This is a genomic window from Oceanobacillus aidingensis (genome assembly GCF_042654105.1).
GTDB classification, from domain to species: Bacteria; Bacillota; Bacilli; order Bacillales; family Amphibacillaceae; genus Oceanobacillus; species Oceanobacillus oncorhynchi.
In genome coordinates, this window is sequence record NZ_JBHSFT010000016.1 from 35,481 (window position 1) to 60,849 (window position 25,369).

The 25,369-nt window shown below is 40.3% G+C and carries 25 protein-coding genes; 9 read left to right on the plus strand and 16 right to left on the minus strand.

Going from position 1 to position 25,369, the window contains the following annotated elements; translation table 11 throughout:
• Both ACFO3P_RS11385 and ACFO3P_RS11390 read right to left on the minus strand, forming a co-directional pair.
• Complete coding sequence (locus ACFO3P_RS11385) at positions 1–495, minus strand: SRPBCC family protein (protein ID WP_042532000.1); 495 nt, start codon at positions 493–495, stop codon at positions 1–3.
• 89 nt (positions 496–584) lie between these two features.
• Positions 585–1,190 (minus strand): TetR/AcrR family transcriptional regulator, encoded by a 606-nt coding sequence (locus ACFO3P_RS11390; protein WP_042531999.1) that lies wholly within the window; start codon positions 1,188–1,190, stop codon positions 585–587.
• 171 nt (positions 1,191–1,361) lie between these two features.
• On the opposite strand from ACFO3P_RS11390, the gene ACFO3P_RS11395 reads away from it, so the two are divergent.
• Positions 1,362–3,068, plus strand: coding sequence for an FAD-dependent oxidoreductase (locus tag ACFO3P_RS11395; protein WP_379542426.1), 1,707 nt, complete (start codon positions 1,362–1,364; stop codon positions 3,066–3,068).
• Between the two features lie 482 nt (positions 3,069–3,550).
• Here ACFO3P_RS11395 and aroD read toward each other — a convergent pair whose 3' ends face one another.
• From aroD to ACFO3P_RS11410, 3 genes are read right to left on the minus strand one after another with little or no spacing between them, the layout of a single operon-like run.
• Entirely contained in the window at positions 3,551–4,321 is a 771-nt protein-coding gene (gene aroD / locus ACFO3P_RS11400) for a type I 3-dehydroquinate dehydratase (RefSeq protein ID WP_379542427.1), read from the minus strand.
• Between the two features lie 41 nt (positions 4,322–4,362).
• Positions 4,363–4,725, minus strand: coding sequence for a hypothetical protein (locus ACFO3P_RS11405; RefSeq protein ID WP_042531992.1), 363 nt, complete (start codon positions 4,723–4,725; stop codon positions 4,363–4,365).
• A 34-nt stretch (positions 4,726–4,759) separates the two neighbouring features.
• Positions 4,760–5,428, minus strand: a complete 669-nt coding sequence (locus tag ACFO3P_RS11410) for an MFS transporter (protein ID WP_379542428.1) — start codon at positions 5,426–5,428, stop codon at positions 4,760–4,762.
• Between the two features lie 467 nt (positions 5,429–5,895).
• Between ACFO3P_RS11410 and ACFO3P_RS11415 the strand changes: the two genes are divergently transcribed.
• Genes ACFO3P_RS11415 through ACFO3P_RS11435 form a run of 5 tightly spaced genes read left to right on the plus strand, consistent with a single transcriptional unit; the run spans position 5,896 to position 9,456 of the window.
• Complete coding sequence (locus tag ACFO3P_RS11415; RefSeq protein WP_042531990.1) at positions 5,896–6,774, plus strand: ATP-binding cassette domain-containing protein; 879 nt, start codon at positions 5,896–5,898, stop codon at positions 6,772–6,774.
• Positions 6,771–7,466, plus strand: a complete 696-nt coding sequence (locus ACFO3P_RS11420; protein ID WP_042531988.1) for a hypothetical protein — start codon at positions 6,771–6,773, stop codon at positions 7,464–7,466. The genes ACFO3P_RS11415 and ACFO3P_RS11420 overlap by 4 nt, the downstream gene beginning before the upstream one ends.
• Positions 7,467–7,496: 30 nt before the next feature.
• Positions 7,497–7,874: a GntR family transcriptional regulator gene (locus tag ACFO3P_RS11425; protein ID WP_042531986.1), complete on the plus strand. Its 378-nt coding sequence runs from the start codon at positions 7,497–7,499 to the stop codon at positions 7,872–7,874.
• The gene (locus ACFO3P_RS11430; RefSeq protein WP_193064022.1) at positions 7,871–8,752 is read left to right on the plus strand and encodes an ATP-binding cassette domain-containing protein; all 882 of its coding nucleotides are present in this window, start codon (positions 7,871–7,873) and stop codon (positions 8,750–8,752) included. Before ACFO3P_RS11425 ends, ACFO3P_RS11430 begins: the two co-directional genes overlap by 4 nt.
• Entirely contained in the window at positions 8,749–9,456 is a 708-nt protein-coding gene (locus ACFO3P_RS11435) for a hypothetical protein (protein ID WP_193064023.1), read from the plus strand. Before ACFO3P_RS11430 ends, ACFO3P_RS11435 begins: the two co-directional genes overlap by 4 nt.
• Before the next feature lie 76 nt (positions 9,457–9,532).
• Here the strand turns inward: ACFO3P_RS11435 and ACFO3P_RS11440 are convergent, their stop codons facing one another.
• Entirely contained in the window at positions 9,533–11,266 is a 1,734-nt protein-coding gene (locus ACFO3P_RS11440) for an ABC transporter ATP-binding protein (protein WP_289584797.1), read from the minus strand.
• Positions 11,267–12,079 carry a MerR family transcriptional regulator gene (locus ACFO3P_RS11445; RefSeq protein WP_042531980.1) on the minus strand — a complete coding sequence of 271 codons (813 nt, stop codon included), beginning with the start codon at positions 12,077–12,079 and terminating at the stop codon, positions 11,267–11,269. It lies immediately after the preceding gene.
• 385 nt (positions 12,080–12,464) lie between these two features.
• Here ACFO3P_RS11445 and ACFO3P_RS11450 point away from each other — a divergent pair, with 385 nt between their 5' ends.
• Genes ACFO3P_RS11450 through ACFO3P_RS11460 form a run of 3 tightly spaced genes read left to right on the plus strand, consistent with a single transcriptional unit; the run spans position 12,465 to position 14,616 of the window.
• On the plus strand, positions 12,465–12,917 hold the full coding sequence (locus tag ACFO3P_RS11450; protein WP_139089064.1) for a helix-turn-helix transcriptional regulator: 453 nt from the start codon (positions 12,465–12,467) through the stop codon (positions 12,915–12,917).
• Positions 12,914–13,831: an ABC transporter ATP-binding protein gene (locus ACFO3P_RS11455; RefSeq protein ID WP_042531976.1), complete on the plus strand. Its 918-nt coding sequence runs from the start codon at positions 12,914–12,916 to the stop codon at positions 13,829–13,831. Before ACFO3P_RS11450 ends, ACFO3P_RS11455 begins: the two co-directional genes overlap by 4 nt.
• Positions 13,831–14,616: a hypothetical protein gene (locus tag ACFO3P_RS11460; protein ID WP_193064025.1), complete on the plus strand. Its 786-nt coding sequence runs from the start codon at positions 13,831–13,833 to the stop codon at positions 14,614–14,616. The genes ACFO3P_RS11455 and ACFO3P_RS11460 overlap by 1 nt, the downstream gene beginning before the upstream one ends.
• Positions 14,617–14,753: 137 nt before the next feature.
• Here the strand turns inward: ACFO3P_RS11460 and ACFO3P_RS11465 are convergent, their stop codons facing one another.
• From ACFO3P_RS11465 to ACFO3P_RS11505, 9 genes are all read right to left on the minus strand, one after another.
• Positions 14,754–15,965, minus strand: coding sequence for an MFS transporter (locus ACFO3P_RS11465; protein ID WP_193064026.1), 1,212 nt, complete (start codon positions 15,963–15,965; stop codon positions 14,754–14,756).
• Between the two features lie 223 nt (positions 15,966–16,188).
• Entirely contained in the window at positions 16,189–17,118 is a 930-nt protein-coding gene (locus ACFO3P_RS11470; RefSeq protein WP_052484976.1) for a prenyltransferase, read from the minus strand.
• 114 nt (positions 17,119–17,232) lie between these two features.
• Positions 17,233–17,850: a DUF6944 family repetitive protein gene (locus ACFO3P_RS11475; RefSeq protein ID WP_052484975.1), complete on the minus strand. Its 618-nt coding sequence runs from the start codon at positions 17,848–17,850 to the stop codon at positions 17,233–17,235.
• A gap of 284 nt (positions 17,851–18,134) precedes the next feature.
• Positions 18,135–18,386 carry a hypothetical protein gene (locus tag ACFO3P_RS11480; protein ID WP_042531969.1) on the minus strand — a complete coding sequence of 84 codons (252 nt, stop codon included), beginning with the start codon at positions 18,384–18,386 and terminating at the stop codon, positions 18,135–18,137.
• A 381-nt stretch (positions 18,387–18,767) separates the two neighbouring features.
• The gene (gene ilvD / locus ACFO3P_RS11485; RefSeq protein ID WP_042535996.1) at positions 18,768–20,438 is read right to left on the minus strand and encodes a dihydroxy-acid dehydratase; all 1,671 of its coding nucleotides are present in this window, start codon (positions 20,436–20,438) and stop codon (positions 18,768–18,770) included.
• 380 nt (positions 20,439–20,818) lie between these two features.
• Positions 20,819–21,130: a hypothetical protein gene (locus tag ACFO3P_RS11490; protein ID WP_042531967.1), complete on the minus strand. Its 312-nt coding sequence runs from the start codon at positions 21,128–21,130 to the stop codon at positions 20,819–20,821.
• A 272-nt stretch (positions 21,131–21,402) separates the two neighbouring features.
• Positions 21,403–22,740: a CitMHS family transporter gene (locus ACFO3P_RS11495; protein ID WP_042531965.1), complete on the minus strand. Its 1,338-nt coding sequence runs from the start codon at positions 22,738–22,740 to the stop codon at positions 21,403–21,405.
• Positions 22,741–22,899: 159 nt separating this feature from the next.
• On the minus strand, positions 22,900–23,628 hold the full coding sequence (locus ACFO3P_RS11500) for a response regulator (RefSeq protein WP_042531963.1): 729 nt from the start codon (positions 23,626–23,628) through the stop codon (positions 22,900–22,902).
• Positions 23,597–25,276: an ATP-binding protein gene (locus tag ACFO3P_RS11505; RefSeq protein WP_193064027.1), complete on the minus strand. Its 1,680-nt coding sequence runs from the start codon at positions 25,274–25,276 to the stop codon at positions 23,597–23,599. Before ACFO3P_RS11505 ends, ACFO3P_RS11500 begins: the two co-directional genes overlap by 32 nt.
• Positions 25,277–25,369 lie beyond the last annotated feature (93 nt).

Consider the following 25,369-nt stretch of genomic DNA (forward strand, 5'->3'; position numbering starts at 1 on the left):
TTATTTCTCTTCATTCAAAAATGGATTAATCTTTTTTTGATATGCTTTATAATGTGCTTCCCATGATTCCTTTGGAAAATCCATTGGTTTCCCTTCCAGCGCTGCCTGGAACATCTCTAAACATACCTGCCATCCGGCTAAATCCTTCGGGATATGATCGTTCAGATCCGGAACATATTCCTTTAATAAAAGAACACATTCATTTTCTACTGGCTCCAGTTCAAACCGGACAGAACCGTCTCCCCATTCAAATTGCCAATAGGACTGCGCCTGAAAATCTAGAATAGCAATCTCAAAGGAGTTACCTGTTCCATCATTCATATTGAATTTCATTGTTCCGTTTTTACGCAGGTCTACCACTTCTAAGTTCGGCATCCACTGCTGCAGTTTATCATTTTGTGTTAATGTGCTCCACACTGCTTCAACAGAGCTTTTAAATCTTCGTTCAAAGGTTGCTAAATAGCCTTTTTCTGTTTTTTCTACAATGGCTAACATCTATTTTCCTCCAGTAACTAAGTATTAATTCAACTTGTATATATTATAACCGTTTTCCAGCTGTCTAACGATATGCTTCACTCATTTCATCAGGAATCCCCAGTAATAAATGATTCCGCCGGATAGTAATTGATTATTTTACAAAGCTGATTTGCCATATAATCCGGCGATTGTTCAAAATCGTTTTTAATCCAATCTAAAATAATGCCTAAAATCCCATAAGCGTAAAACGAGGTATACATATTATTATCCAGCCCATCATGACACGGGGTAATCAGATTAATATCCTGTTTGAAAAATTGCGTGATAGATTCCAAAAAAGTTTCATAGAATCCTGGAATATCCTCAAATTCCTTCCAAAGCCCATAAAAATGCTTGTTTTCGAGAATATGGTTAAAAATAACAATCTCTGAAGGAGCTAAGGAACTTAAGTGAATATAGTTATTTTTCTTATAAGGAATGCTGAAGGCTTGAATAAGCCCATTTGTCTGGTCCGTGATTATTTCCTTCACTAAATCTGCCTTTTGATTATAATGCCGATAAAAAGTAGCCCGGTTATAATCCGCATAATCAACGATATCTGTCACTGTTATTTGCTCATAATGCTTTTGCTGCATCAATTCAAGCAGCGCATGCTTCAGTAATTTTTTCGTTCTTCTTACCCGCCTGTCCATTATCATATCCTTCGTAACCACACAAACCACCCCAAATCCTTTTTGTTTTTAAACATATTGCAGCAATCTGTTGTTTATGTGTACAGACCATAATATATTACTGATTGAAAGCGCTTTATTAAAAATTTATACTTAGGTTAACTCGTACTTATAGCTTATCATAATTTTAAGATTGATTGGGAGGTCATAACATTGGAAAATCAGTGGAATGAGCAATATGATGTCGTTGTTGTGGGTTCAGGCGCTGGCGGATTAACAGCTGCTTTAACAGCTTGCTTGCGCGGATTATCAGTAATTGTCATTGAAAAAACTGCACTATTTGGCGGCTCCACTTCCAAATCCGGCGGAACCATCTGGATTCCCAACAACCTTTATCTGGAGGAGGCCGGGGTGAAGGACACGTATGAACAGGCAAAATCGTATCTGGATGCTACTGTCGGAGACCGCGTTCCAGATGTATTAAAATCGGCTTATCTGCAAAAAGGACCCGAAATGGTAAAGTATCTGCATGAGAATACAGCACATTTCCGGTGGGAATACACTCCTAAATACTCCGATTATTATCCTGAATCACCTGGAGGTTTAGCATCTGGGAGAGCCGTAGAAGCTCAGCTTTTTGACCTTCGCAATTTAGGAGATGATTTGAAATATTTACGTACTTCCGGCTTGCCAACAAAAGGGATGGTACTAAAATCAAGTGAATTCCACAAAGTAAATATGATCATGAGAACGTGGATTGGAAAAGTAAAGGCAATGAAAGTAGGAATGCGCCTAATTCGCACACTCCTTTCCGGGTATAAACCTACTACCTTAGGAGAAGCTGTTGTTGCCCGCCTGTATACCTCGCTCAAAGAGGCTGGCGGGGAAGTTTGGCTTAACACCCCATTTAAAGATTTGATTTATGAAAATAATCGCGTTACAGGGGTTATCGCCGAAAGAGATGGAAAGGAACTCAACATTCAGGCCCGGGAAGGTGTGGTTTTTGCTTCTGGCGGGTTTTCCCATAGTCCGGATTTACGGGAGAAATATTTACCGCAGCCTTCCAATACGGAATGGACACTGTCAGCTGAAGAGCAGACAGGTGATATTATTGCAGCAGGAGTCAAACTGGGCGGACAATTGGATTTAATGGATAAAATGTGGGGAACTCCTACATCAGCACCACCTGGAGCACCTGCATTTATGCCGGTCGCTGAACGCGCCACGCCCGGCTTGATTATCGTCAACAGCAATGGCGACCGCTATATCAACGAATCAGTTCCGTACCATGAATTTGTTGATCAAATGTATGAAAATAATCATGAAAAGAGCTCCACGATACCATCATGGATGATTTTTGATCAACGGGTGAAGAATCGTTATCTGGTATTCGGAATCATGCCGTTACAGCCGCTTCCTAAAGAATGGTTTGAGACAGGATATGCCAAAAAAGCAAAAACTCCGGAGGTATTAGCCGAGCAGATCAATGTGTCTCCAGAGAAGCTGGCTAATACCATTTCCAGATTTAATACATTTGCAGCCCATGGGCAGGACGAGGATTTTGGACGCGGGAATAGTGCTTATGACAGATATTATGGTGACCCGACACTGGATAACCCTAACCTTGCTCCGCTGAACAAAGCACCATACTATGCAATCCCAATCTACCCGGGCGATATTGGCACCAAAGGCGGTCTGGTCATTGATGCAGCAGCCAGAGTCGTCAGAAAAGATGGCAGACCAATTACAGGATTATATGCTACTGGAAATTGCACCGCTTCTGTCATGGGAGAAACCTATCCCGGACCTGGCGCAACGATTGGGGCATCGATGGTATTTGGTTATGCGGCTGCAGTGGATATAGCTGAAAATATGGGAAAGCAAGACAGCCAAATCCCTAAAGTAACCATGACAGTTTAAGTGTATTTCTGATTTCAAGATGCAGATACAAGATTTTTTGAAAGGTATCCTAACTGAATTACAGTCTAATGTAAAAAGAGGATTCCGATTTACAGATTGCTAAATCGACATCCTCTTTTTTCCTGTATTTCATTCTACTTCATCTCTCCCTTCAAACGAGCAGCGGAAGTTTTCCAAATCTTTTCTTTCTTCTTTTTTGGTTTATTTTTACAAAGCTTCCCTGACTTCCTTACATCCTCCATCCGATAATCAATATGACTTTTCATAGACTCATACGTAAAAAACATGGGATAAATCAGCTCCTGAGAATAAGTTATTTGATACATTTATTGTATCGGCTTACCCTCTCCCGCACATCGGGTCGGTGACTGATTTATCCCTTGAAATTTCCGCTGCTTCAGATGGAAGAAAAACTCCGACTTCCGGCTGAGGGCAGATCCATCCTTCTCAAATTCACGTAGATCTACCTTTCATTAAACCAGTTAGCTTACATCCATCGATTTCTCAATTACCTCCAACACCTGTCGCAGTTCCTGAACTGGAACCTGCCCGGGTGCTGAAGTTCTTTCCCCTGCCCCAAAGGTTAAAACAGATCCGAAAACCTGGCCGGACAGCCGGCTGATTACACCAAGCGGCCCCATCGCCATTGTAATCATGGGCTTCGTGGTATATTCTTTCATCTCATTAGTTGCTGTGAGCAGCTCTAAAACATCCGCAGTCTGATTCGGCATCACGGCAATTTTTAAGATATCACCGCCAAGCTCCTCTGCCCATTTTAAACGGTGGACAATTTCCGATTTAGGCGGTGTTTTTTGAAAATCATGATTGGAAACAATCACATATGTATGCTGCTGATGCGCTGCAGAAATCAGATTTTTAACTGCATCCTCTCCCTGATACAATTCCACATCTACCAAATCTGCAAGCCCTGTCTGGATCACAAATTGATTCAGAGCGATATAATCCGCCTTGGAAATCTTCTTCTCTCCTCCCTCTTGATGGCTTCGGAAGGTAAAAATAAGCGGAATTCCCTTTAAAACTGCCGTTAAATCTTTTAACATCTGTTCCACTGCTGTATGATTTTCCACTTCTTCAAATATATCGGCACGCCATTCAACAACATCTGCTCCTTCTTGCTGATAACGCTCCACCTCTTCCATAAGTGCTGCTTTGTTAGAAGATGTTAAAGGAATACAAATACTTGGTTTCCCCTCTCCTAAGGTTACGTTTCTAATTGTTAATGCTTCTGTCATCATACAACCTCCATTCTTTATTAATTAAAAACCCGATTCTATCACGCAAGATAGTTATCTTTTTTCTTCCCAAAAAAGTGAAAAACTCCCCATGCTCCTCCTACAAATAACATAACCATACTTGAAAGATAAAATACGGCAGAAATTCCATTTAAATCAATAATAATAAATGACAGTAAAGGACCAATTGCTGCGCCTAAATCAACAGCTACTGTATGCAGCGTCATCATCTTAACAGGATTTGTTTTAGCTGCAGCATCTCCTGCCAAAGTATCTGTTATCGTTATAAAATCGTTGTTATCACTTGAAAAAACATGATGATGATTAACAAAGAAATAAAAGATTCCACACTGCCTAACATTAAAAAAGCAGCGCTGCCAAGGAATAATGGAATAAGAATCCAATGATACTTTTGCTTTTGTTTATCGACAAAGCTTCCTATAACAGGGGCAAAAAAGGATCCCAAGCCCAGCGAACTGCTTGAATGATTCCAGCCAGTGTTGCTGCCCCGATAACCATGCCAAATACGGACCAATGCAGATGATACGACTGTTCAATCAAGGGGCTCAAGGTAGAGTTAAAAATACCCATGGTAATATAACCCATCGTTCCTCCGTTAATAATGATGAGAATAATATATGGCTGACGTATCGATTGCTTCTCCTTTTCCGGCACATGACGATTTACAGCAACCGTATCTTTCTCTGCAGTCGTATTGTTTTTAGGCACCAGTTTGAAGATAAAAGGAAAAACCGCCACAGCTGCCAGCGCAAACAATGTCGTCACAAAAGATATCGGCAACTGATCTGCTAAAAACCCTCCTGCCAGCATACCGGCTAAACCTCCTAATCCCCACAAACCATTATACAATCCCATATACTTTCCTCTCGTTTGTTCCGTAGAAAACGATACAACGGTAAGCATCCCACCCAGCTTCACAAATGACCAGGCGATTTCCCATAAAATTCTGGCAAGCAGAAGGAGCCAAAATCCTTGAAATTGGCCATAGAAGAACGTGCTTAATGCTGCAAAAACCACAGAAATCAATACACCCGAACGGATATCGAACTTGTTGTAAAATATTCCTACAAATGGGGTAATCGGCAAACGGACAAAACGATTAATAGATAACAGGACACCGATTTGCCAAATAGCTGTTAATCCAAAATCCTGTCAGTGTAAGGGCAAGACGATAAAAAGCATGGCATCCCCCAGCAGCGTGATTGCTGTAATCAGGGCAATCCCGATAACTTTTCCTTTATCACTCATGCAAATTGCCCGCTAAGATTAAATGACAGCGACCTTTTTTCATCATCCGTCCCTCCTGCCTTTCTTTTAACATTTCTGCTTCTTATATGTTTAACTTATATTCCAATATATCATAAGTTCCAAAAAAATTTCTTTGTAAATTTATTATTTTTAGAAAAGCCTCGTTTCGTTTTATCGAAGCCTATTTTTCAGAAAGATTTCTATATTTTATTGACAACTAACTGTAACACTGTTATGGTTATACACATAAGTATATAACCATAACACAGTATGACTTAACTATTAATTTATAAAGGAGAATGTATATGGCTTATCCCATTGAAGTACGCCATTTAACGGTACATTATAAGAAATACAAAGCGTTAGAAGATGTAAGCTTCACGCTGTCTCCAGGGAAAGTTCACGGAATACTGGGAAGAAACGGAGCCGGAAAAACAACCCTGTTAACATATCTTGCTTCTTTCCACAAGGTAAAGCGGGGCACGATTGTCATTGACGGCGAAGACCCTTTTGAAAATGAACGAATTTTGCAGGGAACATCTTTTATTTATGATAAAGATAATACCTATGACTACGATAAAATCGCTAAAATACTCAAGGGTATGCTTTATTTCCGTCCGAATTTTGACGAAGCTTATGCCAAAGATTTAGCAGCTAAGTTTAACATTCCGATGGATAAAAGTGCCGACCAATTATCCAAAGGGCAGTATTCCGCTCTACAGGTTACCATTGGCCTGGCAAGCAGAACGCCGCTCACCATTTTTGATGAAGCCTATCTCGGAATGGATGCGCCGGCAAGAGAGTTATTTTATAAAGAAATCTTATTAGAACAGGAGAGACATCCGCGTACAATTTTATTTTCCACCCACCTTGTTTCCGAAATGGAGTACCTTTTTGATGAAGTGCTTATTATCGATAACGGGAAGGTTTTATTGCAGGAAACAAGTGAGCAGCTTCTGGAAAAAGGCTTCTCTATTACAGGGCCTGAAGAAGATGTCGATTCATTTACAGAAACATTGGAAGTGATTCATGAGAAGTCGCTCGGCGGCACTAAATCTGTAATGGTGTATGGAACGTTGACAGAACAAGAACAGCGGGAAGCGGCTGAGCTTGGCTTAGAGGTTGGTACATTATCTTTAAATAATCTATTTATTCATTTGACAAAGGAAGGTGAGGAAACATGAAACAATCTCAATTAGGCTGGTCTTTATTCGTAGAACAGCTAAAATGGGCAGCTTGGTTTTTTGGTATTATGATTATTTTGACGATTGGAATTACGGCATCAACTCAATGGGGTTTCTTGGATAATCTCGATGTCAGCAATACAACTTCGAATGTATTTTTGTTGATTATCGGATTGCTTTATTCTTATGGTTTTTTAGACTACTACTTTAAATTGGGGATCTCCCGGAAAAAGTTCTTTAAAGCTTCCTTATTCGCGTCCGTGTTGCTTTCCGTTATTTTAGCTTTTGCCATGAGTCTCATGATTGGTTTATTTGAGACACTTGTTCCAGCTTTAGGCTTTACTGTCCCATGGTCAGATTTATTGAGCAGCGGCGGCGTATTATCTTTTATAAAAAGTATAGCCGATTATTCTGTCAGTCATTTTTTCTATCTTTTAATTGGCTGGTTTATGGGGCTTGGTTTTTATCGTTTTCGCTGGAAGATTGGATTATTGTTTATCCTTCTTTCCTTTCCATTTTTCGGCGTATCCGCATTGTTGCAGGATCAGGATGACATTGCACATACGATTAACTTTTTCACCTCTAACTCGCTCATTATCAGTATGGGACCCTATGTTATTTTCTTTATCATGATAGTCATTTTAATTATCTGTAACTACCGTCTGACCAAGGACGCACCAATTCGATTATAAAACCCTGCCAGAAAGGAGGCTATACACACGATGTCTACACAATTTCGAAGTGATAAACCTATCTTTGTTCAAGTTCGTGAACAGATTGAAGACCAGATAGTTAATAATCAGCTAAAGGAAGGTGAACAGGCTCCTTCCACCAATCAGCTGGTTCAATTTTACAAAATTAATCACGCCACCATCTCCAAAGGCGTCACACAGCTTGTAGATGAAGGCATTCTATACAAAAAGCGAGGTGTCGGCATGTTTGTCGCAGAAGGAGCAAAACAAAAACTCGTTCAAAAACGGAAGCAGGCGTTTATGAATGATTACGTTATCGGTTTAGTCCAGGAGGCAGAAAAGCTTCTTATCACTGAGGACGAAATTATTGATTTAATCAAAAAAGCAAGAAAGGGGGATAAAGCATGAGTTATGCCATCGAAGCAAAGGATGTCAGTGTACGATATAAAGATTTCACCGCCATCGATCAAGTCAGTTTTCAGCTGGAATCGGGAAAAATCCATGGTTTGCTAGGTAGAAACGGAGCGGGAAAAACCTCCTTATTATCGGTTCTATCCGCTTTTCGAAAAACAGATACAGGCAATCTTATCATCGACGGCGAAGACCCTTTTGAAAACCCAAGAATCATGCAGGACACGATTTTCATATTTGATCAGCACAAGGATTTGGAATACAGCTATGATAAGGTTGGGGAAACATTAAAGGAAATGGCTTACTTTCGTCCAAATTTTGATGAAACCCTTGCCCTTCAGTTAGCTGAAAAGTTCAAGCTTCCTTTAAATAAAAAAGTGAATCAGCTGTCAAAAGGAAAAAAATCAGCATTTCAGGCTATTATCGGCTTAGCGTCTAGAGCTCCTCTAACTATTTTTGATGAAGCTTATCTCGGTATGGATGCGCCGACAAGAGAAACTTTTTATAATGAAATTTTAAATGATCAGGAAAAGCATCCAAGAACGATTATCTTTTCAACCCATCTCGTTTCGGAAACCGATTATCTTTTTGATGAGGTGCTGATGATTCATAACGGAAAGGTTTTATTGCAGGATACCAATGAGCAGGTTATTTCCAAAGGATTCTCCATTACTGGTTCATTGGAGCAGGTGGATGATTTCACAAAAGAATTAGAAGTCTTAAACAGTCAGCTCCTTGGCGGAACAAAATCTGTCATGGTATACGGCGAACTCTCTGAACAGCAGAAAAATGCAGCAAATCAAGCCGGGCTGGACATCGGTCCCCTCTCTCTTCATGATTTGTTTGTGCATTTGACAAAGGAGGAAAAGGAATGAGTGCGATTATCTTATCACCTGCAACAATGGCTAGATTCTTATTTATGGAACAATTGAAATGGACCATGTGGTTTCTTTCCTTTATGTTTGTAATTTATATTGTTGTCGTCAGCTTTGCTTCTGGCCCCCATTCCAGTTTTATTGATTTGGTAAACTTTTCTAATGGGTCATCATCTATTTATATGTTCGTCCTTGGCATTCTGACAACATCCTCCTTCTTTTATTATTACATGCAGCAGGGAATAACCAGGAAAAATTTCTTTCTCGGTACGATGTTATCATCTGTTCTGCTCTCTATTGCCATAACGATCATCCTGGTTGTGTCAGGCTTTATCCTTCAATTCATTTCTGGGTGGGCAGGCTGGAATATCCATACACAGGAATTTGATTATACAAGCAGCTTTTCCGCATTCCTTTATGTCTTTGGCAGCCTGGTTATGTTGCACCTTATTTACTTTTTAATCGGCTGGATGATAGGTCTGACTTTCTATCGTTCAGGCTGGCGATATGGACTGCTCTCTATTGCATGCAGCATTCTTATTATCGCAATAGCAGGCATTTTTATAGAGGCCACTCATTTTTCCTTTTTCACAAATATCATCACGGTGCCGACGTTTATAGCGATGCCAGTGAGTATTGTATTAATTGTTCTGCTTCTTGGCGTTAATTATCGTTTGATTAAAGATATCACGATAAAAATATGATTTGGTACCTGTTTAAATACAGCACTAAAAAGAACAGCGCATTTCTTCGATGAAGAACTATGCGCTGCTCTTTTTTCTATTTCAACTGCTGTTCCGCAAAAGAACGATACAGTTCATGTGACTCCAGTAATTCCTGATGTGTTCCTTTCCCGGTAATCTCTCCATTTTCAATAAAGATAATTTGATCCGCATCAATTATCGTTGCTAAACGATGGGCAATCACAAATGTCGTTCTTCCCTCCATTAATCGCTGCAGGGCTTTTTGAACCACCTGCTCCGATTGACTGTCGAGACTTGCCGTTGCTTCATCAAGCAATAAAATCTTCGGATCACGTAAGAAGGCTCTGGCAATATTAATACGCTGGCGTTGTCCGCCGGATAATTTCGTACCGCGCTCGCCGACTTGCGTGTCCATTCCATTTGGCAGCTCTTGAATAAATTGTGCGGCATAAGCCATTTCCGCAACGGCCCAAAGCTTTTCATCAGCAATTTCTTCTGCATCTTCCAGGCCATAGGTTAAATTATCTCGAATCGTACCAGACATCATCGAGCTTTCCTGGGACACATATCCGAGCTGGGAACGCCAGGACGCCAATGAAATATCCTGAATTGATTCGCCGCCAAGCAGGATAGCTCCCTCATTGGGCTCATAATAGCGTTCAATCAGACCAAATACAGTAGTTTTTCCTCCGCCGCTCGGTCCGGCAAATGCCACCATTTCTCCTGGTGCCGCAGAAAATGATATATTGTTTAAAACCTGCTCGCCCGCTTCATAAGAAAAGCTGACTTCTTCAAATGCCAGCGGAAGCTCGCTAATTTGTTTTGCAGAACCAGGCAATACTTCTTCCTCTTCTTCCTGCAAAATTTCTGAAATTCGTTCCGTAGCACCTTTTGCTTTTTGCAATTCTGTAAAGAACATCGCAAATGTCGTAATCGGGAAAACGATTTGGAATAAATATAACAGAAAGGCAACAAGCGATCCTGTCGTCATGGTTCCCTGCTCCACACGGATGCCGCCGTAGCCAATAATCATGACAATTACAAGCATTACAATCATATACATAAATGGTGCAATGACTGAGAAAATCTTTGCTTCTTTCAAACCTGTCTGCAATAGCTTGAAAATCCCCTGTAATCCCCGCGTTTCTTCCTTCTGTTCTGCCGTGGAAGATTTCATCAATTTAATTTCACTGACGGTCTGCTGAATCTCCCCTTGAAAATTAGCTGTTTGATCCTGCAGACTCCGGGATACTTTTGCCATCTTATTCCCAAGCGGCAGCATGACAATCAGCGTAATCGGAACAGCGATAAACATAATCAATGTCATTTTCCAGTCCATAAACAGCAGGATAATGACCGCTCCAATAATGGAAATCAGACCAGAAATAAATTGCGGAAAATGCTGAGAAACCAAATCCTTTACAATTCCCGTGTCATTGATTACACGACTGACGGACTCCCCGCTCGGCTGCTTTTGAAAATAAGAAACCGGCAGGCGAATCAGCTTTTTCCATAATATTTCTCTGAGTCTTGCCACTACTTTTTGCCCGACATAAGCTAGTGCATAAGCTGACAGCCCATCCACCAGCGCATGTACGATAAATACGCCGATGATCAGAACAATAAAGCGCCAGTCTAAATCGGCAATGGAAAATCCGTCCACGAGCTCTCTGGTCAACAGCGGAATGGTCAGCCCTACCAGTGTCGTCAGCACACTTCCAATTAACCCTAAAATTAATACAAGCTTCGGTATCCTAGTAGATAGTAACAGCTTGATAAAATTACTTGATGATTGTTTCGATGCTTTCATTTAATTCTCTCCTTCTTCCTCATCCCATAATGGACCCATATAATCTATTATCATTTGCTGCAGCCAAGCTTCTTCCTCTTCTGTGATTGGTGTCGGGACAAGACGCTCTATCTCTTGAATATACGTATTTATGCGTTCTTCATTCTCTTTGTCCCCCATATCCAAGGAAAAGATATCCGCAAGTTCTTTCAACGAATTCACATCCGTTACCTCCATGATAAAGCGGTAAAAATCATCCAGCATTTGTTGGACTTCAGGATGATTTGCCGGTTTTCCACAATGTTTCCTGACTCGTTTGTAAAATGTCAGTAATCTTTGTTCAAAGAGCATTTTCACCTTCGCTGTCTGCGGAAACATTTTCTTTATAATATCATCCTTAATAATTCCTTTAGCCAGCTCTTCCTGCTTTCTCTCATTTTGCATACTTGCCAGTAAGCTGATGAGAACAGCCTGATCCACTTCTTTTTCATTTTCCAGAAGATGCACCGTGCGCTGGATGGCCTCCAAAGCAATATCAATCTGTTCCCTATCCTTGATCAGCTTCGATTCCTGCAGCCTTAACGTGTCGATAAAGCTTAAATCGAACGTATCTGGCTGCATATGATGCTTGATGTCATCCAAGCTCATCCCTAAAAATTTCATCGTCATGATTTTATGCAGCTGGATCATATCCTCTTTTTCATAAATACGATGACCTCTATATTCATCCCGTTTTGGCTTTAATATATCCTTCTCATCATAATAATGCAGTGTCCGCACAGATACGCCTGTTGATTTAGCAAATTCGCTGATGGAGAATGTTTCGTTTTTCATTTCCGCTCTAATCTCCTCTCACTTGATAGCTCTATCATACCACCTCACGTAACGTCAGGCGCAAGCATAAAATAAAACTTCATTCAGTGGGAATTTTTGCTTTTCTCCCGCTGAATGAACCTGAATGATTCAGGGAGCTAGCTTACCTGATCTCCCGCCTATATAAATTTATTTTTACGCTTTATTTTGAGGCGGGAGTTTTACGGACGATTCTCCGTGATAAATTTTTTATTATAAAGAATTGGCGGGAAAACTGCTCGAGAAGGAAGTTCGTTTTATTTATAATACGCAACTAACGTTAACATAAATCGTTACCCTGCGTTGGTTGTTTCCTTTTCGTTAACGGGTAAAATAGAAGTATACCCAAACGAAAGGGATGCATGAAATGAATAAAATCACTTTATCACGAAATCTTTCTTTTTTAAGAAGAGAAAATAATTACTCTCAAGAAGAATTAGCAGAAAGAATTGGCGTTACCAGACAATCCATTGCGAAATGGGAAAATGGAGAATCTTTACCCGATATTATCAATTGCGATGCGCTTGCCTCTTTATTCGATGTTTCTTTGGACAATTTCATTCATTACGATCAAAAAGACAACGGCTTTCCCATCCCTCCGAAGGGGAAGCATATGTTTAATACAACCCCTTTAGAGAAGGATGGTTATGTCAAATTACCGAAAAAGGCTTTGGATATGGTTCGCATGCAGGAAGGCGACCAGTTTATGGTGTTAGGCGATGAAAATCCAGAAAGTATTGGCATCGCCTTAGTCCCGGCAGACTTTTTTACCACCATGGCAGCTGGCATTTTGAATCGTACAGAGGATACTAAAAAATGACGAAATATATTCTGGAAGCAAAAAATATCTCCAAAGCCTATAACAGCTTTCAAGCATTGGAAAATGTATCAATATCCTTGGAGAAAGGGAAAATCTATGGATTGATTGGTCAAAACGGAGCCGGTAAAACAACATTTATGCGGATTATTACCGGCCTTTCCTTCCCTACTTCAGGAGAGCTATATCTCTTTGGTCAATCCAGCCCAAAAGCATTGCTGAGCGGCCGGAAACAAATGGGGAGTATGATTGAGAACCCGAGTATTCTCGGGCATATGAGCGCAAAAGATAATCTCCGTGTCCACAAAACGATGAAAGGAATAAAAGATGAAAATGCGGAACAGCGTGTGCTCGATATTGTTGGATTAGCGTCCACTGGCAAAAAGAAAGCAAAAGATTTTTCCTTAGGGATGCGCCAGCGCTTAGGCATCGCTATCACATTGCTAGGCAATCCAGAGATATTGATGCTTGATGAGCCGATTAATGGTCTCGATCCAAGCGGCATTGCTGAGGTTAGACAGTTAATAAAGGAACTAGCAATGAAATACCAAATGACGATTCTGCTATCAAGCCATCATTTAGCCGAGCTTCATCAAACTGCGGATGAATTTATTATTGTAAACGAAGGGAAAATCCTGAAAACGCTCAGCCATGACAAATTAGACCAACAAATCGATAAGCATCTTCTAATTGCTTGCAACGAACCGGAAAAGTTGCAAAAGGTGCTGAGAGAATCGCTTCATACAGAGAATTTTATCTTGCAGCCTGATCAAAGCATTAAATTATATGACTTCACGGATAAAAAAGAGGAGCTGTCCAAATCCCTGATAGAACATGATATTATCATTACCACTTTTACAACACAGGAAGAAACGTTAGAAAGCTATTACCTCCAATTAATAGGAGGTGTAAGCTGATGCAGCTGTTAAAAGCCGATTTCTTTAAATTAAGCCGGTCGATTTCACCATGGGCACTATTTCTTTTAGCTCTTATCAGTGCCATTATTTTTGCTGCCTGCTCCCATTATGTTGCGACAGACAGCTTAAGCATAGAAACTGCGTCCGGCAGCTTGTCTTTATTTTCCGAAACGCAGATGATGGCATTATTAGGAAGTATTGCAGCAGGAATTTGCCTGACGACTGATTTTGAAAATAAAATCATCGAAAATGCCGTTTCTGGCGGACATAGCAGGAACGCGATTATTATCAATAAAATGATTTCCTTTTTTATTTTAATTGCATTATTATATCTGCCTTACGCTGCCATTACACTTCTCTTTGCTTTTACAGATGCAGCATTCAGCGGCTTTCTCCCCACACCGGCCTTAAACATATTATCTGGAGCAGCAGAACAGATATCAACAGCCGGTTTATTCGGGAAAATCTTATTGATAAACGGCTTATCCCTCTTTATTTTTATCAGCCAGCTGATGGTCAGCATCTTCTTTATGTTCCTGTTTAAAAAGGCTGTTCTTGTTATCACTGCTACGTATATGACAAGCTTGATTCTTGGACCAGTCTCCAGTTTGAATGAAACCATTCATTCCGTAATGGCTTATACTCCTTATGGAATTGATTTATCTCAGCTGACATTTCACATGAGTGGTAAATTTATCGGGGAAAGCTTTCTTATCAGTTTCGTATTTATCCTTGTTTTCTATCTGGCGAGTTTTCTTATCTTTCGGAAAGCAGAAGTAAAATGACGTTACTATTTTATCTGCAATCTTTTCATATTTGTTTTCTAGAAATCCGGACATCTGCTTTGTCCGGATTTTTTAAATGGAGCTTTTTCTATTTTCTGAGTGCTTTTGCAATACTGGAATCTATTAAACACGATGCTTTATCTGCCGGAAACCGAAGTTGATTTCTTCATTCTTTTCTGCACCATTGTTACAATGACTAAATAAGCCACAGGCAATATCCCCGCCAGCCAAACAATGGCATGCCAGCCCGCTTGATTCCAAACAGGGCCTACTGCCGTACTTCCGAATGCTACGCCGATATAATAGGAGACAAGGTATAAGCTGGATGCACTTCCTTTATGGTGTGCTGCCTGCTCAGTTACGAAGGTTGCCGTTAAAGAATGCGCTGTAAAAAAGCCGAGACAGATCACACATAAACCGGCAATGATCCAAGGCAATGAGACAATGCCTGTCATCAAAATACCTGCGGACAGGACAATAATTCCCGCAATACGAACTCTGTTCAATCCTAAAGAGCTGGCAAGCCAGCCGGCAATCGGCGCGCCGACGACTCCAAATCCATATGCCAGAAATGTATACGAAATAGCCTGCGACGAAAGAGAAAATGGCTCTCCTTCCAAATAAAACGGCAAATAAGTCCATACGGAAGTAAACGAAACCTGAAAAATAATTCCCATACCAAAAAACAAGAGCATTACCGGACTTTTGATATGAAAAAGCATCCCTTCAATATCTTTTTGGAACGGAAGATAACTGCGTTCAAAAAATTGCGATTTAGGCAGAAAGAGGATTACTGCTATTGCAATTATCAGCCCTATCCCTGCAAAGATATAAAATATCGTCTGCCAGGCTTGCTCTTCAGCTAAAAAACTCGCCAAAAATCTGCCGACCATTCCTCCAAAGGCATTACTTGCTATGTATAAAGCTGTTGCAATTCCAATACTCGAACGGTCAATTTCTTCATTGATATAAGCAAGTGATGCTGCAGGCAGACCCGCCATAGCAAATCCTTGGATAAATCGCATCAGAATGAAAAAAGTAAAGGAATCAGTCATCGGAATCAATAGAAATGGAATAACCGAAATAATTAAGGAACATTTGATAAGCGGGACCCTGCCGATTCGGTCAGAATAAAACCCAAGAATAATTAACCCGAGAATCAATCCAAATACATTCACAGACAAAGGTAACGTGGCTTCTGACACAGACACATCAAAATCTCTGACAAACAATGGGGCTAACGGCTGCACCACATAAAGACTAGCAAATATAAAAAAAGAAGCCGCAGCTAAGCATAAGGTGATTTTCCAAAAGTAGAAATCTTTTTTATTGTACTTTCGCTTTTCCATTCCATAACACTCCCTATATTTTATTATACTAGGAAAATGGAAATATTCACCCTATTTCAAATGAAATATTTATTGAATATTTTTGTATAAGAAGTGTATTTACAGTCTACTATTATGATGAAGTGGTTTACCCTTGTTTTGAAAAACTTTTCCGTAAAAAATCGCATCTTAAAAGCTGAATTTTTGTCCAACTCTTAACATGCGACCAAATATAATCCTTCTTTTAAACAAAGCTCCCCAGCCATATCGCGGTTACAAAAGCAAGAATAAGCAGTTTCTTCTCATCATTTGTTACTTTTTCTACATCGTCAATATCCATTTTTATCACGAGATAAATTGCATAAGTCAGTAGAATGCCAGCTCCTATTGCTCCAGCCGGCCGTGTAAAAGCTGTCCAAATAAGCAGCAAACCAATCAAGATAAAATAAAGCATGGCAGGCAGTTTAGCACCGCTTGCTCCAAACTTATTCTCTGCCCACACCACAGAGGTTTGCTTCAGGGGCACTGCTTTTCTATCCGCATGCCGGTCTGGAATATGATGAACCATTACCCACGCCATACACCAGATTGCATTGATTATTGCATTTTGCCATGTCCAGGCAGCAACTTGTCCGAGTAAAATCCAAGGAGCAGCGATTCCCAGCATCAGCATAGTTGGGAATAAACTGAGCCATTCTCCTGCAAATGGATAGTAGGCTAACTGAAATGGTTTTAGTGAGTAAGATACTGCTCCCCAGATACCGACCAAGGTTAATACAGCAAATTCCGTAAGACCGAGAAAAGCAAACAGGATAGCCATCAGCAATAAGAATATCGTCATCCAAATACCTAATTGCTTGAGCATTCCTACAGACATTGTGCCTGTCTGCAGCACTCTGCTGCCTCCGGAAAGTACACCGGGGCTGTATTGATCTGTGCCTGATTGATAATCTGCAATATCATTCAAGGTGTGAGTCAGCATGCCATGAATAAATACAGCGCCGATTAGTAATACGGAAGCAACGGTCATCACAGCGCCGGCCGACAAATCCGTATAAAATAAAAGCGGCAATACCGTTGATAAAATAGCTGCTATACTGGAAAAAACAACAGCAACAAGACGTAATAACATAACAATACTTTTTCGGGTGATAGCTGGTTGTGCTGGAATCATTATCATCATCCTTTTATAAGAAATCCGTTGATATTCATTTCCTTTTCTCTTAGCATACTAAACTTTTCTATCTTTTATACTAGTTCACTGCTAATAAAACAGCAACGTATCTTCTCAGGTTTCCCTCCCTAACGGAAATTCAAATTTACTGCGCTGGATGTGCATACCCGAAAATGACTTTTCATAATCAATATATGATGTTTTGCTTTGTACCAGAGCTTGGATAAAGGCGCCAATGGTTTGTATCCAGCTGCCAACAAAATCAATATGTTCTCCCCGCTCCCCTTTTAGTTCAATCATGCCTGACAAACCCTGTAACGCATTTCCGATCGATTGAAGCAGTGCTCCATAGATTTCATATAGCGTATCCATAGTTATCTCAGTGGTATCCAATAAATCAGGAAGAGCCATGCTGCTTCCGACAGCTTGAAATAAATTACCTTTGATGGTTACTTTTCTCTTTGTTTCTTCAGTAAATGAAATGACTATCCCGCTAATCACAACGGAGTTTCCAATCGCTTGAACTTGGTTTCCGAATTTGTTTAAAGTGAGCTTTTTTTCACTGTCGGCTGCTAAAGCACTGCCTGTAGCCTGCATGACATTTCCTGCTAAATCCAAATTCGTTTGCAGCGTTTCATTCAGTTTAGAGGAAGGCGTACTGGCTATAGCAGAAAGAAGGGTGCCTATGGCAGCCTCCCACGAACCGAATAACGCTTTCAGATTATTATCCATATTAAACGTCCTGCCTTGGGATTATTTAATAATCTATTCTAATGAACATAATTGGCAACGACAAATAGCAGCTATTTAAGCGGCGCTCCTATCCCCCTTATTTAGGTCCCCGGCTAAATAATTGTCAGCTGTTTAAATCGTAGTCACAAAGCTTCCGAATCATTCACTTGTGCAGTCATCAATAATAAAAAAGAGATGCTGCCGCTTTCTATACATTGTTCCCTGATTAAACATGGCTCGCCTGAAAATTTATTACTCATCCAACTTCTTTAACCGTTCATTTTTCATTCCGTTTTGTTCTGAAATGCATCTAATTTCCTTTCTATTGCAGCCAGTCTTTCCTCCAGCTGCTGGTCCTTCTCATTTTGCTCTTCCGATTCCTGTAAAAATTCATCGATTGCCAAGCTGGCAGCATAGGTGCTGGTAGCATCCCCCAATGTAGCTAACAGACCGCCAATCAAAGCTAATTTTAAGCTATAAGAAACTTGTATATCTTGATCTGAATGGTTAGAATGATTATCCTTTTTTTCATCCATTTCCCCTCAACCTCTCGCTTCAAATCATCTTCCGTTATTTATCGCAGTGTAACTGGCTGGGACTAGGACTGCGGTTACTCGCCCCACCGAAAACCATTGCGATTACTTGCCTCATCGAAGGACTTTTGTAAGGCTTCCACTTTAAGAATAGAAGGAACTGGAAAATTCTAAGTGGGAGACCCAACAGCCAGTAACGGCCCGATTCATTCAGCTAACAACTCTTTATGATGGGGCGGGTAATCGCAACCCCAATCAGTGGGGATGAAAAGAAAACCCCCACTGATTGAAGTTTCACTTTATATTATTCAAACTAGACGTTTATCGTTAACATCCTATCAAGAAAAAACGTCACAGCGATTAAACTGTGACGCAGATTTTCAATTATATTTCCATCACTCCGCCAGTGTTCGCAGAAGTGACAAGTTTAGAATAGCGGCCAAGCCACCCTTTTTTCACTTTTGGCTCAAAGCCTTTCCAATTTGCTTTGCGTTTTTCAAATTCTTCATCCGAAACAAGTAAATTCATTTCACGGTTTTCAAGATCTAATTCAATTATATCTCCATCCTCTACAAAGGCAATTGGACCGCCTTCTGCAGCTTCTGGTGAGATATGGCCGATAGAAATCCCTCTGGATGCGCCGGAGAAACGTCCGTCAGTAATTAAACCAACCTTCGCACCAAGCCCCCGTCCTACAATCTGTGAGGTCGGCGCAAGCATTTCCGGCATTCCCGGTCCGCCTTTAGGGCCTTCATAACGTATTACTACAACATGCCCTTCTTCTACTTTGCCGGATTCAATTCCTTCTAATGCTTCTTCCTGTGAATCAAAGCAGACAGCCGGCCCTTTGAAATACCCGCCTACCTCTGGGTCAATAGCGCCTACTTTGACGATAGAGCCATTTGGAGCCAGATTCCCAAACAATACGGCCAGTCCACCTCGTTCGGAATGCGGGTTATCTAATGTATGAATAACATCTGTGTCCAGAATTTCCGAATCTTGAACGTTTTCCCGGATTGTTTTCGCAGATACACTTAAATTTTCTCCATGAAATGCCCCTGGCTTTTTCAATAATTCATTAATAATTGCACTGATTCCACCCGCTCTGTCAACATCTTCAATATGATAATTTGATGCCGGAGCAACCTTAGCCAAATGCGGCACACGATTTGCGATTTCATTAATACGTTCCAGCGGATAATCTACTTCTGCCTCATGGGCCAAAGCCAATGTGTGCAATACTGTATTCGTCGATCCGCCCATTGCCATATCTAATGCAAAGGCATTATCGATTGCTTCCTTCGTTACGATATCGCGCGGTTTGATATCTTTCTTGATTAATTCCATTAATTGTTTTGCAGAACGTTTTACAAACTCTTTACGTTCTTCTGCAACAGCAAGAATTGTCCCGTTTCCTGGAAGCGCAAGTCCAATTCCTTCTGCCAGACAGTTCATTGAATTCGCTGTAAACATTCCCGAACAAGAGCCGCATGTCGGACATGCATTTTGCTCTAACTCTAGTAATCTTGCTTCATCAATTTTTCCAGCTTGATAGGCTCCTACTCCTTCAAAAACAGAAGTCAGGGAAAGCGGATTACCAGCACTGTCTGTACCAGCCTTCATCGGACCGCCGCTGACAAAAATAGATGGGATATTTACACGAAGAGACCCCATCAGCATCCCCGGTGTAATTTTGTCACAGTTGGGAATACACACCATTCCGTCAAACCAGTGCGCATTTGCCACCGTTTCCACAGAATCGGCAATCAGCTCCCGGCTCGGCAGGGAATATCTCATTCCAATATGCCCCATCGCAATGCCATCATCTACCCCAATCGTATTCATTTCAAATGGTATTCCGCCAGCTTCCCGAATTGCTTCTTTTACAATTTTTCCGAATTCTTGTAAGTGAATATGTCCTGGAACAATGTCTATATAAGAGTTGACCACCAGAATAAATGGTTTTCCTAAGTCTCTTGTTTTTACTCCTGCAGCATGTAGCAGGCTTCGATGCGGTGCACGATCCACACCTTTTTTTATCATATCGCTGCGCAATTCCGCCAATTTCCTTACCTTCTTTCTAAGATTTTTACTAAAAGATTAGAGAATAGCTCTCTTCCCTTGCTTATTCTGGAATGCCTCAGACACATCACTTATCTGAAATAATTTTCAACAAATTAAGTTTACTAACTATTTCAAGCTACTGCTTCTAAAAATGATTGTATCGAAAATAAACATTCTAATTTTTCTTATTTTACTACTTCTGGATAGAAATTTATATACTAAATGACAAATTAAATGAAAATATTAAAAGATTTTGGCAGATTATGTAACAAAATAGCGAAATCTTTACTTTTTATCGCAGTGTAACTGACTGGGACTGCGGTAAAGTAAATATATTCTTTAAAACCTGAATATTCTATCCGGATCAAAATTCAAACAAAATTCTTTATCGTATATTCTATTTCATCTATCCATTTCCGTCTGCCGAAAACAACAAATTGATACCTCTCCCCATTCCTTAAGGTGACTGTTAAGCCATTTGGGATAGGAATAAATAAAAGCTTATTTGCGGTTGCTTCTACCTGCTCAATCTCGTCTAAACCGATTGAGATGACACCGGATTGAATATTTACAGCATGCGGACGATGCGTTAATTCTGTTTCCGATAGAAATAACGTTCCTCCAGCTGCTTCGTACCCTTTCCAAAGGTTCGCCTTTCCTTTTTTGATTATATGTTCTGACATGCTAAACCTCCCATTTTGATTCCTCCATTTATAAAATGCAGGAATTGTATATAACTAAACAATTCCTGCATTCTGAGTAAACTAAACCCTTTCGATTCCCTTTCTTTATCGCTTAAAAAATTTATTAATCAGATAAAATTTTTCGTCTTCTGTTTCGTAATCAACGTCATTCGGTTTCACCTAATAATAAGAGGCACAAACTTCCCCATATAAAAGAGACAATCTTTGGTAAGCGATTGTCTCTTTTATATATAGTGTCAAATAGTGCCTTCCTAAATAACACCCATGAATACTGCAATAATTACTAAAACAATACTTAACCCCCACAACCAAGGAAGAGAATATTTGATATGGCGTCCCATTTCCAAACCTGACAAACCAAGCGCCAGCCAAACTGCAGGAGCAAGCGGACTAACAAAGGTCCCTACGATGTTTCCAATAATCATCGCGTATGCAGTAGATACGGATTCTACGCCAAAGCCTGATGCAATCTGTTCCACAACTGGAAGTATTCCGAAATAATATGCATCTGTACTTGTGAGCAAGTCAAGAGGTACTCCTAGGAAGCCGATAATCAGATGTAAATATGGCCCGACGGCTTCCGGCATGATGGACACACCATCTTCCGCTATAGCATCCATCATTCCTGTCCCTGTTAAAATCCCCAAAAATGTTCCAGCAGCTAAAATAATCGTTGCCATCGTTAAAGCACTTGAGGCATGTGCTTTAATTCTCTCCGTTTGATCATTCATTTTTGGATAATTGATTGGTAATGCAAAACCAAGTCCAATCATAAACGCAAGTCCAGCCGGGATAATCCCAGTTACTAACAGTGCAATAACACCTAATGTAATAATCGTATTTATCCAAAGCAATTTGGGACGCGCGTTCGGATTTTTATTGGGGGAACTTTTCTCCCCGTCAGCGCTGTCAATATCTATATTTTCTGCAATATTCTCCAGTGCTGCAGCAGCCTCCATTTTCCCAAAGCGCCGTTCAATTCTCTTTTTTTCCCTAAATCCAAGAAATATAGCTATACCAATCATTAATACCATTCCAATGATTTGTACTGGTATAAGAGGATACCATAATTCCGTAATATTCATACCTAAAACAGAAGCAGAACGCCCTAAAGGCCCTCCCCACGGAACCATGTTCATGATGGCTGCACTTCCTGCAATCAAAAGAAGCAGCAAATATGGATTCATGTTCAAACGTTTATATAGCGGAAGCAGTGCGGGAATCGTAATGAGAAATGTCGACGCTCCAGAACCATCCAACTGTGCAACAGCTGCAATAAATACAGTAGCTACACTAACGGCAATAACATTCCCGCGGGAAATCGCAACCATTTTATTAATTAATGGATCAAATAATCCAGCATCCGACATCACCCCGAAGAAAAGAATTGCAAAAATGAACATAACAGCAACGTCGATTACAGTAGCAATTCCTTCATTAAAAAATTCTCCAATTTCTCCTAAACCAAAACCTGCAATAAATGCACCTAAAATAGGTATTAATACCATCGCAATAATCGGCTGAACCTTACCTCGAATCAATAAAATAACAATTGCCAGTATTGTTAAAAATCCTATTAAGCTTAACATCCCTATCTCCCCTTATTTCATACTATTGATTATCTCTCGTAATTACTAGCTAGTTACGCCCTTTTTTGAAAGCGTTAACAAATTTTTCGATTAATAAATAAAATAGCATGAAAAAAAAGAAGGCGGAACCTTCTTCTCATAAGTTGTTTATTTGTTATATTATTCATTTTGTTCATAAGTTTCACGAAGTATATATTCTCGTTCTGGTCTGCCGACAGTACCGTATTTTAATGTTGTTTGGACCTCTTTCGCAGATACCAGGTATTCCAAATAACGGCGTGCCGTAGACCTGCTCGTTCCAATTTTACTGCTCAGTTCCACGGCAGTAATCCCTTTCCCTTGATCTGCTTCCAAAAGTTGTTTGATATCATTCAACGTAATCGGATCAATTCCTTTAGGCAAAGTCGTATTAATGCTGTTCAAATTAGATGGATAGCTGGCGTCTGCAGCACCTGTAAAAGCGTCAATTTCCATTTGTCCTAACGTCTCTTTAGCAGAAAAAAATTTCCGATATTGCTTATACCGCTCCAAGGACTGCGCAAAACGCTCCGCATCGACAGGTTTTACAATATAATCAAAAGCACCTCCCCTTAGCGCTTCTTCAATGGTTACTGTCTCATTAGCAGCAGTAACAGGAATCAAATCAATTTCATGATAGAGATGACGTATTTGCCAAAGCAGATTCAATCCTTTTACATCAGGAATGTATATATCAAGCAGAATCAGCTGTGGAAGAGACGTACACTTTTTAAGAAAAGCAAGCGCCTCTTCTCCTGTTTTCACTACTTCCTGGACCATATATCCTTCTACCCTCTCTACATATCTCCGGTTGATTTCAGCAATTCGAAAATCGTCTTCAATAATAAGAACCTGTATGCTGTCCTTCATCCGAGTCGCCCCCATTTTTAGGTATAATCATTACAAAACAGGCACCGCCCATTTCTCCTTCTTCCAGCATGATTTGACCGCCTTGCTTTTGGACGGCATGCTGTGTCAACGCTAATCCTATTCCACGATTTTTCTCTCCTTTTGTGGAATACCCCTGTTCAAAGATATGGGCAGCTGCCTCCTCTGATATACCCTGACCAGAATCATCCACCTCTACCACAATATCGTCCCCAATATCTGTGAAAAAAAGATTAATCTGCCGCTCCTTCTCCTGATTACCTTTTACGGCTTCCAGCGCATTTTCAAGCATATTTCCAATTCCAGTAATTAATGTCTCCTGTTTATCCCCGCCGTAAACATGATTGAGTTGACTGTCCGGGTGGATGGAAATAGTCACCCCAAGCTCATTCGCCTGATTGATTTTCCCTTGTAAAAGTCCCTGAACTACCGGATCGGCTGCATGCTTCGTTAAGATTTGCGATTGCTTCTCTTGAATATTTCTTTTCTTTTTAATAAAATCGATGGCTTCTTCTCGCTCCCCTAATTGAAGCAAGCCGAGAATGGTATATAAACTATTGGAAAATTCATGTGTTTGAGCACGCTGGGCATTTGCATACTGTTTAATTTGCTGAAGCTCCTGCGTCACATGCTCTATTTCCGTTTTTTTCCGGAAAGTAGAAACCGCCCCAGCTATTTCCCCTTCCATATAGACAGGTACTTGATTTACTAAAACAATGGATTCACCAAATATCATTTCTTTGTCGTACTGGCTCTTCCCGCTTTTCAATACTTCAAATAAACCCGTATTGGGAATGAATTGATCAATTGATTTCCCAGAAACATGCTCAAACTGCTGATCCTCACGAAACAGGATTTGTTTTGCTGCTTTGTTTATCATCGTTATCATTCCATTATGATCAACCGCTATCATTCCTTCATGTGTGGATTGCAATATTGCTTCCTTTTGCAAAAGTAAATAAGAAATATCTTTTGGCTCCATATTGAATAATAGCTTTTTGATATGATGGGCAATAAAAATGGCACCTGCAATACCTAATACAACAATTCCTATCATGGTAAGCCACAGGGACTTGCTCTGATTCGCTATAATGCTTTGGACATCCTCATTTAGAAAGCCTACGGATACTACGCCGATGATATTCCCTGTCTCATCTCTTACTGGCACTTTTCCGCGAATAGACAATCCAAGTGATCCCTCGCTCTGAGATACATAAGCTTCTCCTTCTTGTAAAGCACGAGCATTATCTCCGCCAATCATTTTTTCCCCGATTCTTCCTGGGTCTGGATGGGAATAGCGGATTCCTTCCTTATTTCCCACAACAATAAATTCAGCAGCCGTTTCTTCCTGAATCGGAGCAACAATTTCCTGAATGACTGAAGCAGGATGATTTAACTCGAAGGCCGAACTGATTTCTGGTATATTAGCGACACTTTGAGCTACGCTTAGCGCACGTTTCCCAACCTGGTCTTCAATGGTGTTAGAAATAAACGAGTGGAGAAACCAAGTAAGAAGAATAAAAATACCCAAAATCAACAGGCTAATCAGAATAATCATTTTGCTTTTTAAACTCAATGTTGCTTTAGGTTCCAAATTTCTCTTATTATTTGGCTTATGAAAATGAAACATATTGTTGATCTCCTCGTTATGTAAAGCTTGCAGGAAAGATTGTGTATAGGCAGCTTTAACCAAATCTCCCTGTCTCAAGCTTTTCTAATTATC

Excerpts from the sequence above, each read along its gene's own strand:
- ACFO3P_RS11385 (WP_042532000.1), bottom strand. The coding sequence starts at position 495 with ATGTTAGCCATTGTAGAAAAAACAGAAAAAGGCTATTTAGCAACCTTT.
- aroD (WP_379542427.1), bottom strand. The coding sequence starts at position 4,321 with ATGACAGAAGCATTAACAATTAGAAACGTAACCTTAGGAGAGGGGAAA.
- ACFO3P_RS11415 (WP_042531990.1), top strand. The coding sequence starts at position 5,896 with ATGGCTTATCCCATTGAAGTACGCCATTTAACGGTACATTATAAGAAA.
- ACFO3P_RS11420 (WP_042531988.1), top strand. The coding sequence starts at position 6,771 with ATGAAACAATCTCAATTAGGCTGGTCTTTATTCGTAGAACAGCTAAAA.
- ACFO3P_RS11425 (WP_042531986.1), top strand. The coding sequence starts at position 7,497 with ATGTCTACACAATTTCGAAGTGATAAACCTATCTTTGTTCAAGTTCGT.
- ACFO3P_RS11430 (WP_193064022.1), top strand. The coding sequence starts at position 7,871 with ATGAGTTATGCCATCGAAGCAAAGGATGTCAGTGTACGATATAAAGAT.
- ACFO3P_RS11435 (WP_193064023.1), top strand. The coding sequence starts at position 8,749 with ATGAGTGCGATTATCTTATCACCTGCAACAATGGCTAGATTCTTATTT.
- ACFO3P_RS11440 (WP_289584797.1), bottom strand. The coding sequence starts at position 11,266 with ATGAAAGCATCGAAACAATCATCAAGTAATTTTATCAAGCTGTTACTA.
- ACFO3P_RS11445 (WP_042531980.1), bottom strand. The coding sequence starts at position 12,079 with ATGAAAAACGAAACATTCTCCATCAGCGAATTTGCTAAATCAACAGGC.
- ACFO3P_RS11450 (WP_139089064.1), top strand. The coding sequence starts at position 12,465 with ATGAATAAAATCACTTTATCACGAAATCTTTCTTTTTTAAGAAGAGAA.
- ACFO3P_RS11455 (WP_042531976.1), top strand. The coding sequence starts at position 12,914 with ATGACGAAATATATTCTGGAAGCAAAAAATATCTCCAAAGCCTATAAC.
- ACFO3P_RS11460 (WP_193064025.1), top strand. The coding sequence starts at position 13,831 with ATGCAGCTGTTAAAAGCCGATTTCTTTAAATTAAGCCGGTCGATTTCA.
- ACFO3P_RS11465 (WP_193064026.1), bottom strand. The coding sequence starts at position 15,965 with ATGGAAAAGCGAAAGTACAATAAAAAAGATTTCTACTTTTGGAAAATC.
- ACFO3P_RS11470 (WP_052484976.1), bottom strand. The coding sequence starts at position 17,118 with ATGATTCCAGCACAACCAGCTATCACCCGAAAAAGTATTGTTATGTTA.
- ACFO3P_RS11475 (WP_052484975.1), bottom strand. The coding sequence starts at position 17,850 with ATGGATAATAATCTGAAAGCGTTATTCGGTTCGTGGGAGGCTGCCATA.
- ACFO3P_RS11480 (WP_042531969.1), bottom strand. The coding sequence starts at position 18,386 with ATGGATGAAAAAAAGGATAATCATTCTAACCATTCAGATCAAGATATA.
- ACFO3P_RS11490 (WP_042531967.1), bottom strand. The coding sequence starts at position 21,130 with ATGTCAGAACATATAATCAAAAAAGGAAAGGCGAACCTTTGGAAAGGG.
- ACFO3P_RS11495 (WP_042531965.1), bottom strand. The coding sequence starts at position 22,740 with ATGTTAAGCTTAATAGGATTTTTAACAATACTGGCAATTGTTATTTTA.
- ACFO3P_RS11500 (WP_042531963.1), bottom strand. The coding sequence starts at position 23,628 with ATGAAGGACAGCATACAGGTTCTTATTATTGAAGACGATTTTCGAATT.
- ACFO3P_RS11505 (WP_193064027.1), bottom strand. The coding sequence starts at position 25,276 with ATGTTTCATTTTCATAAGCCAAATAATAAGAGAAATTTGGAACCTAAA.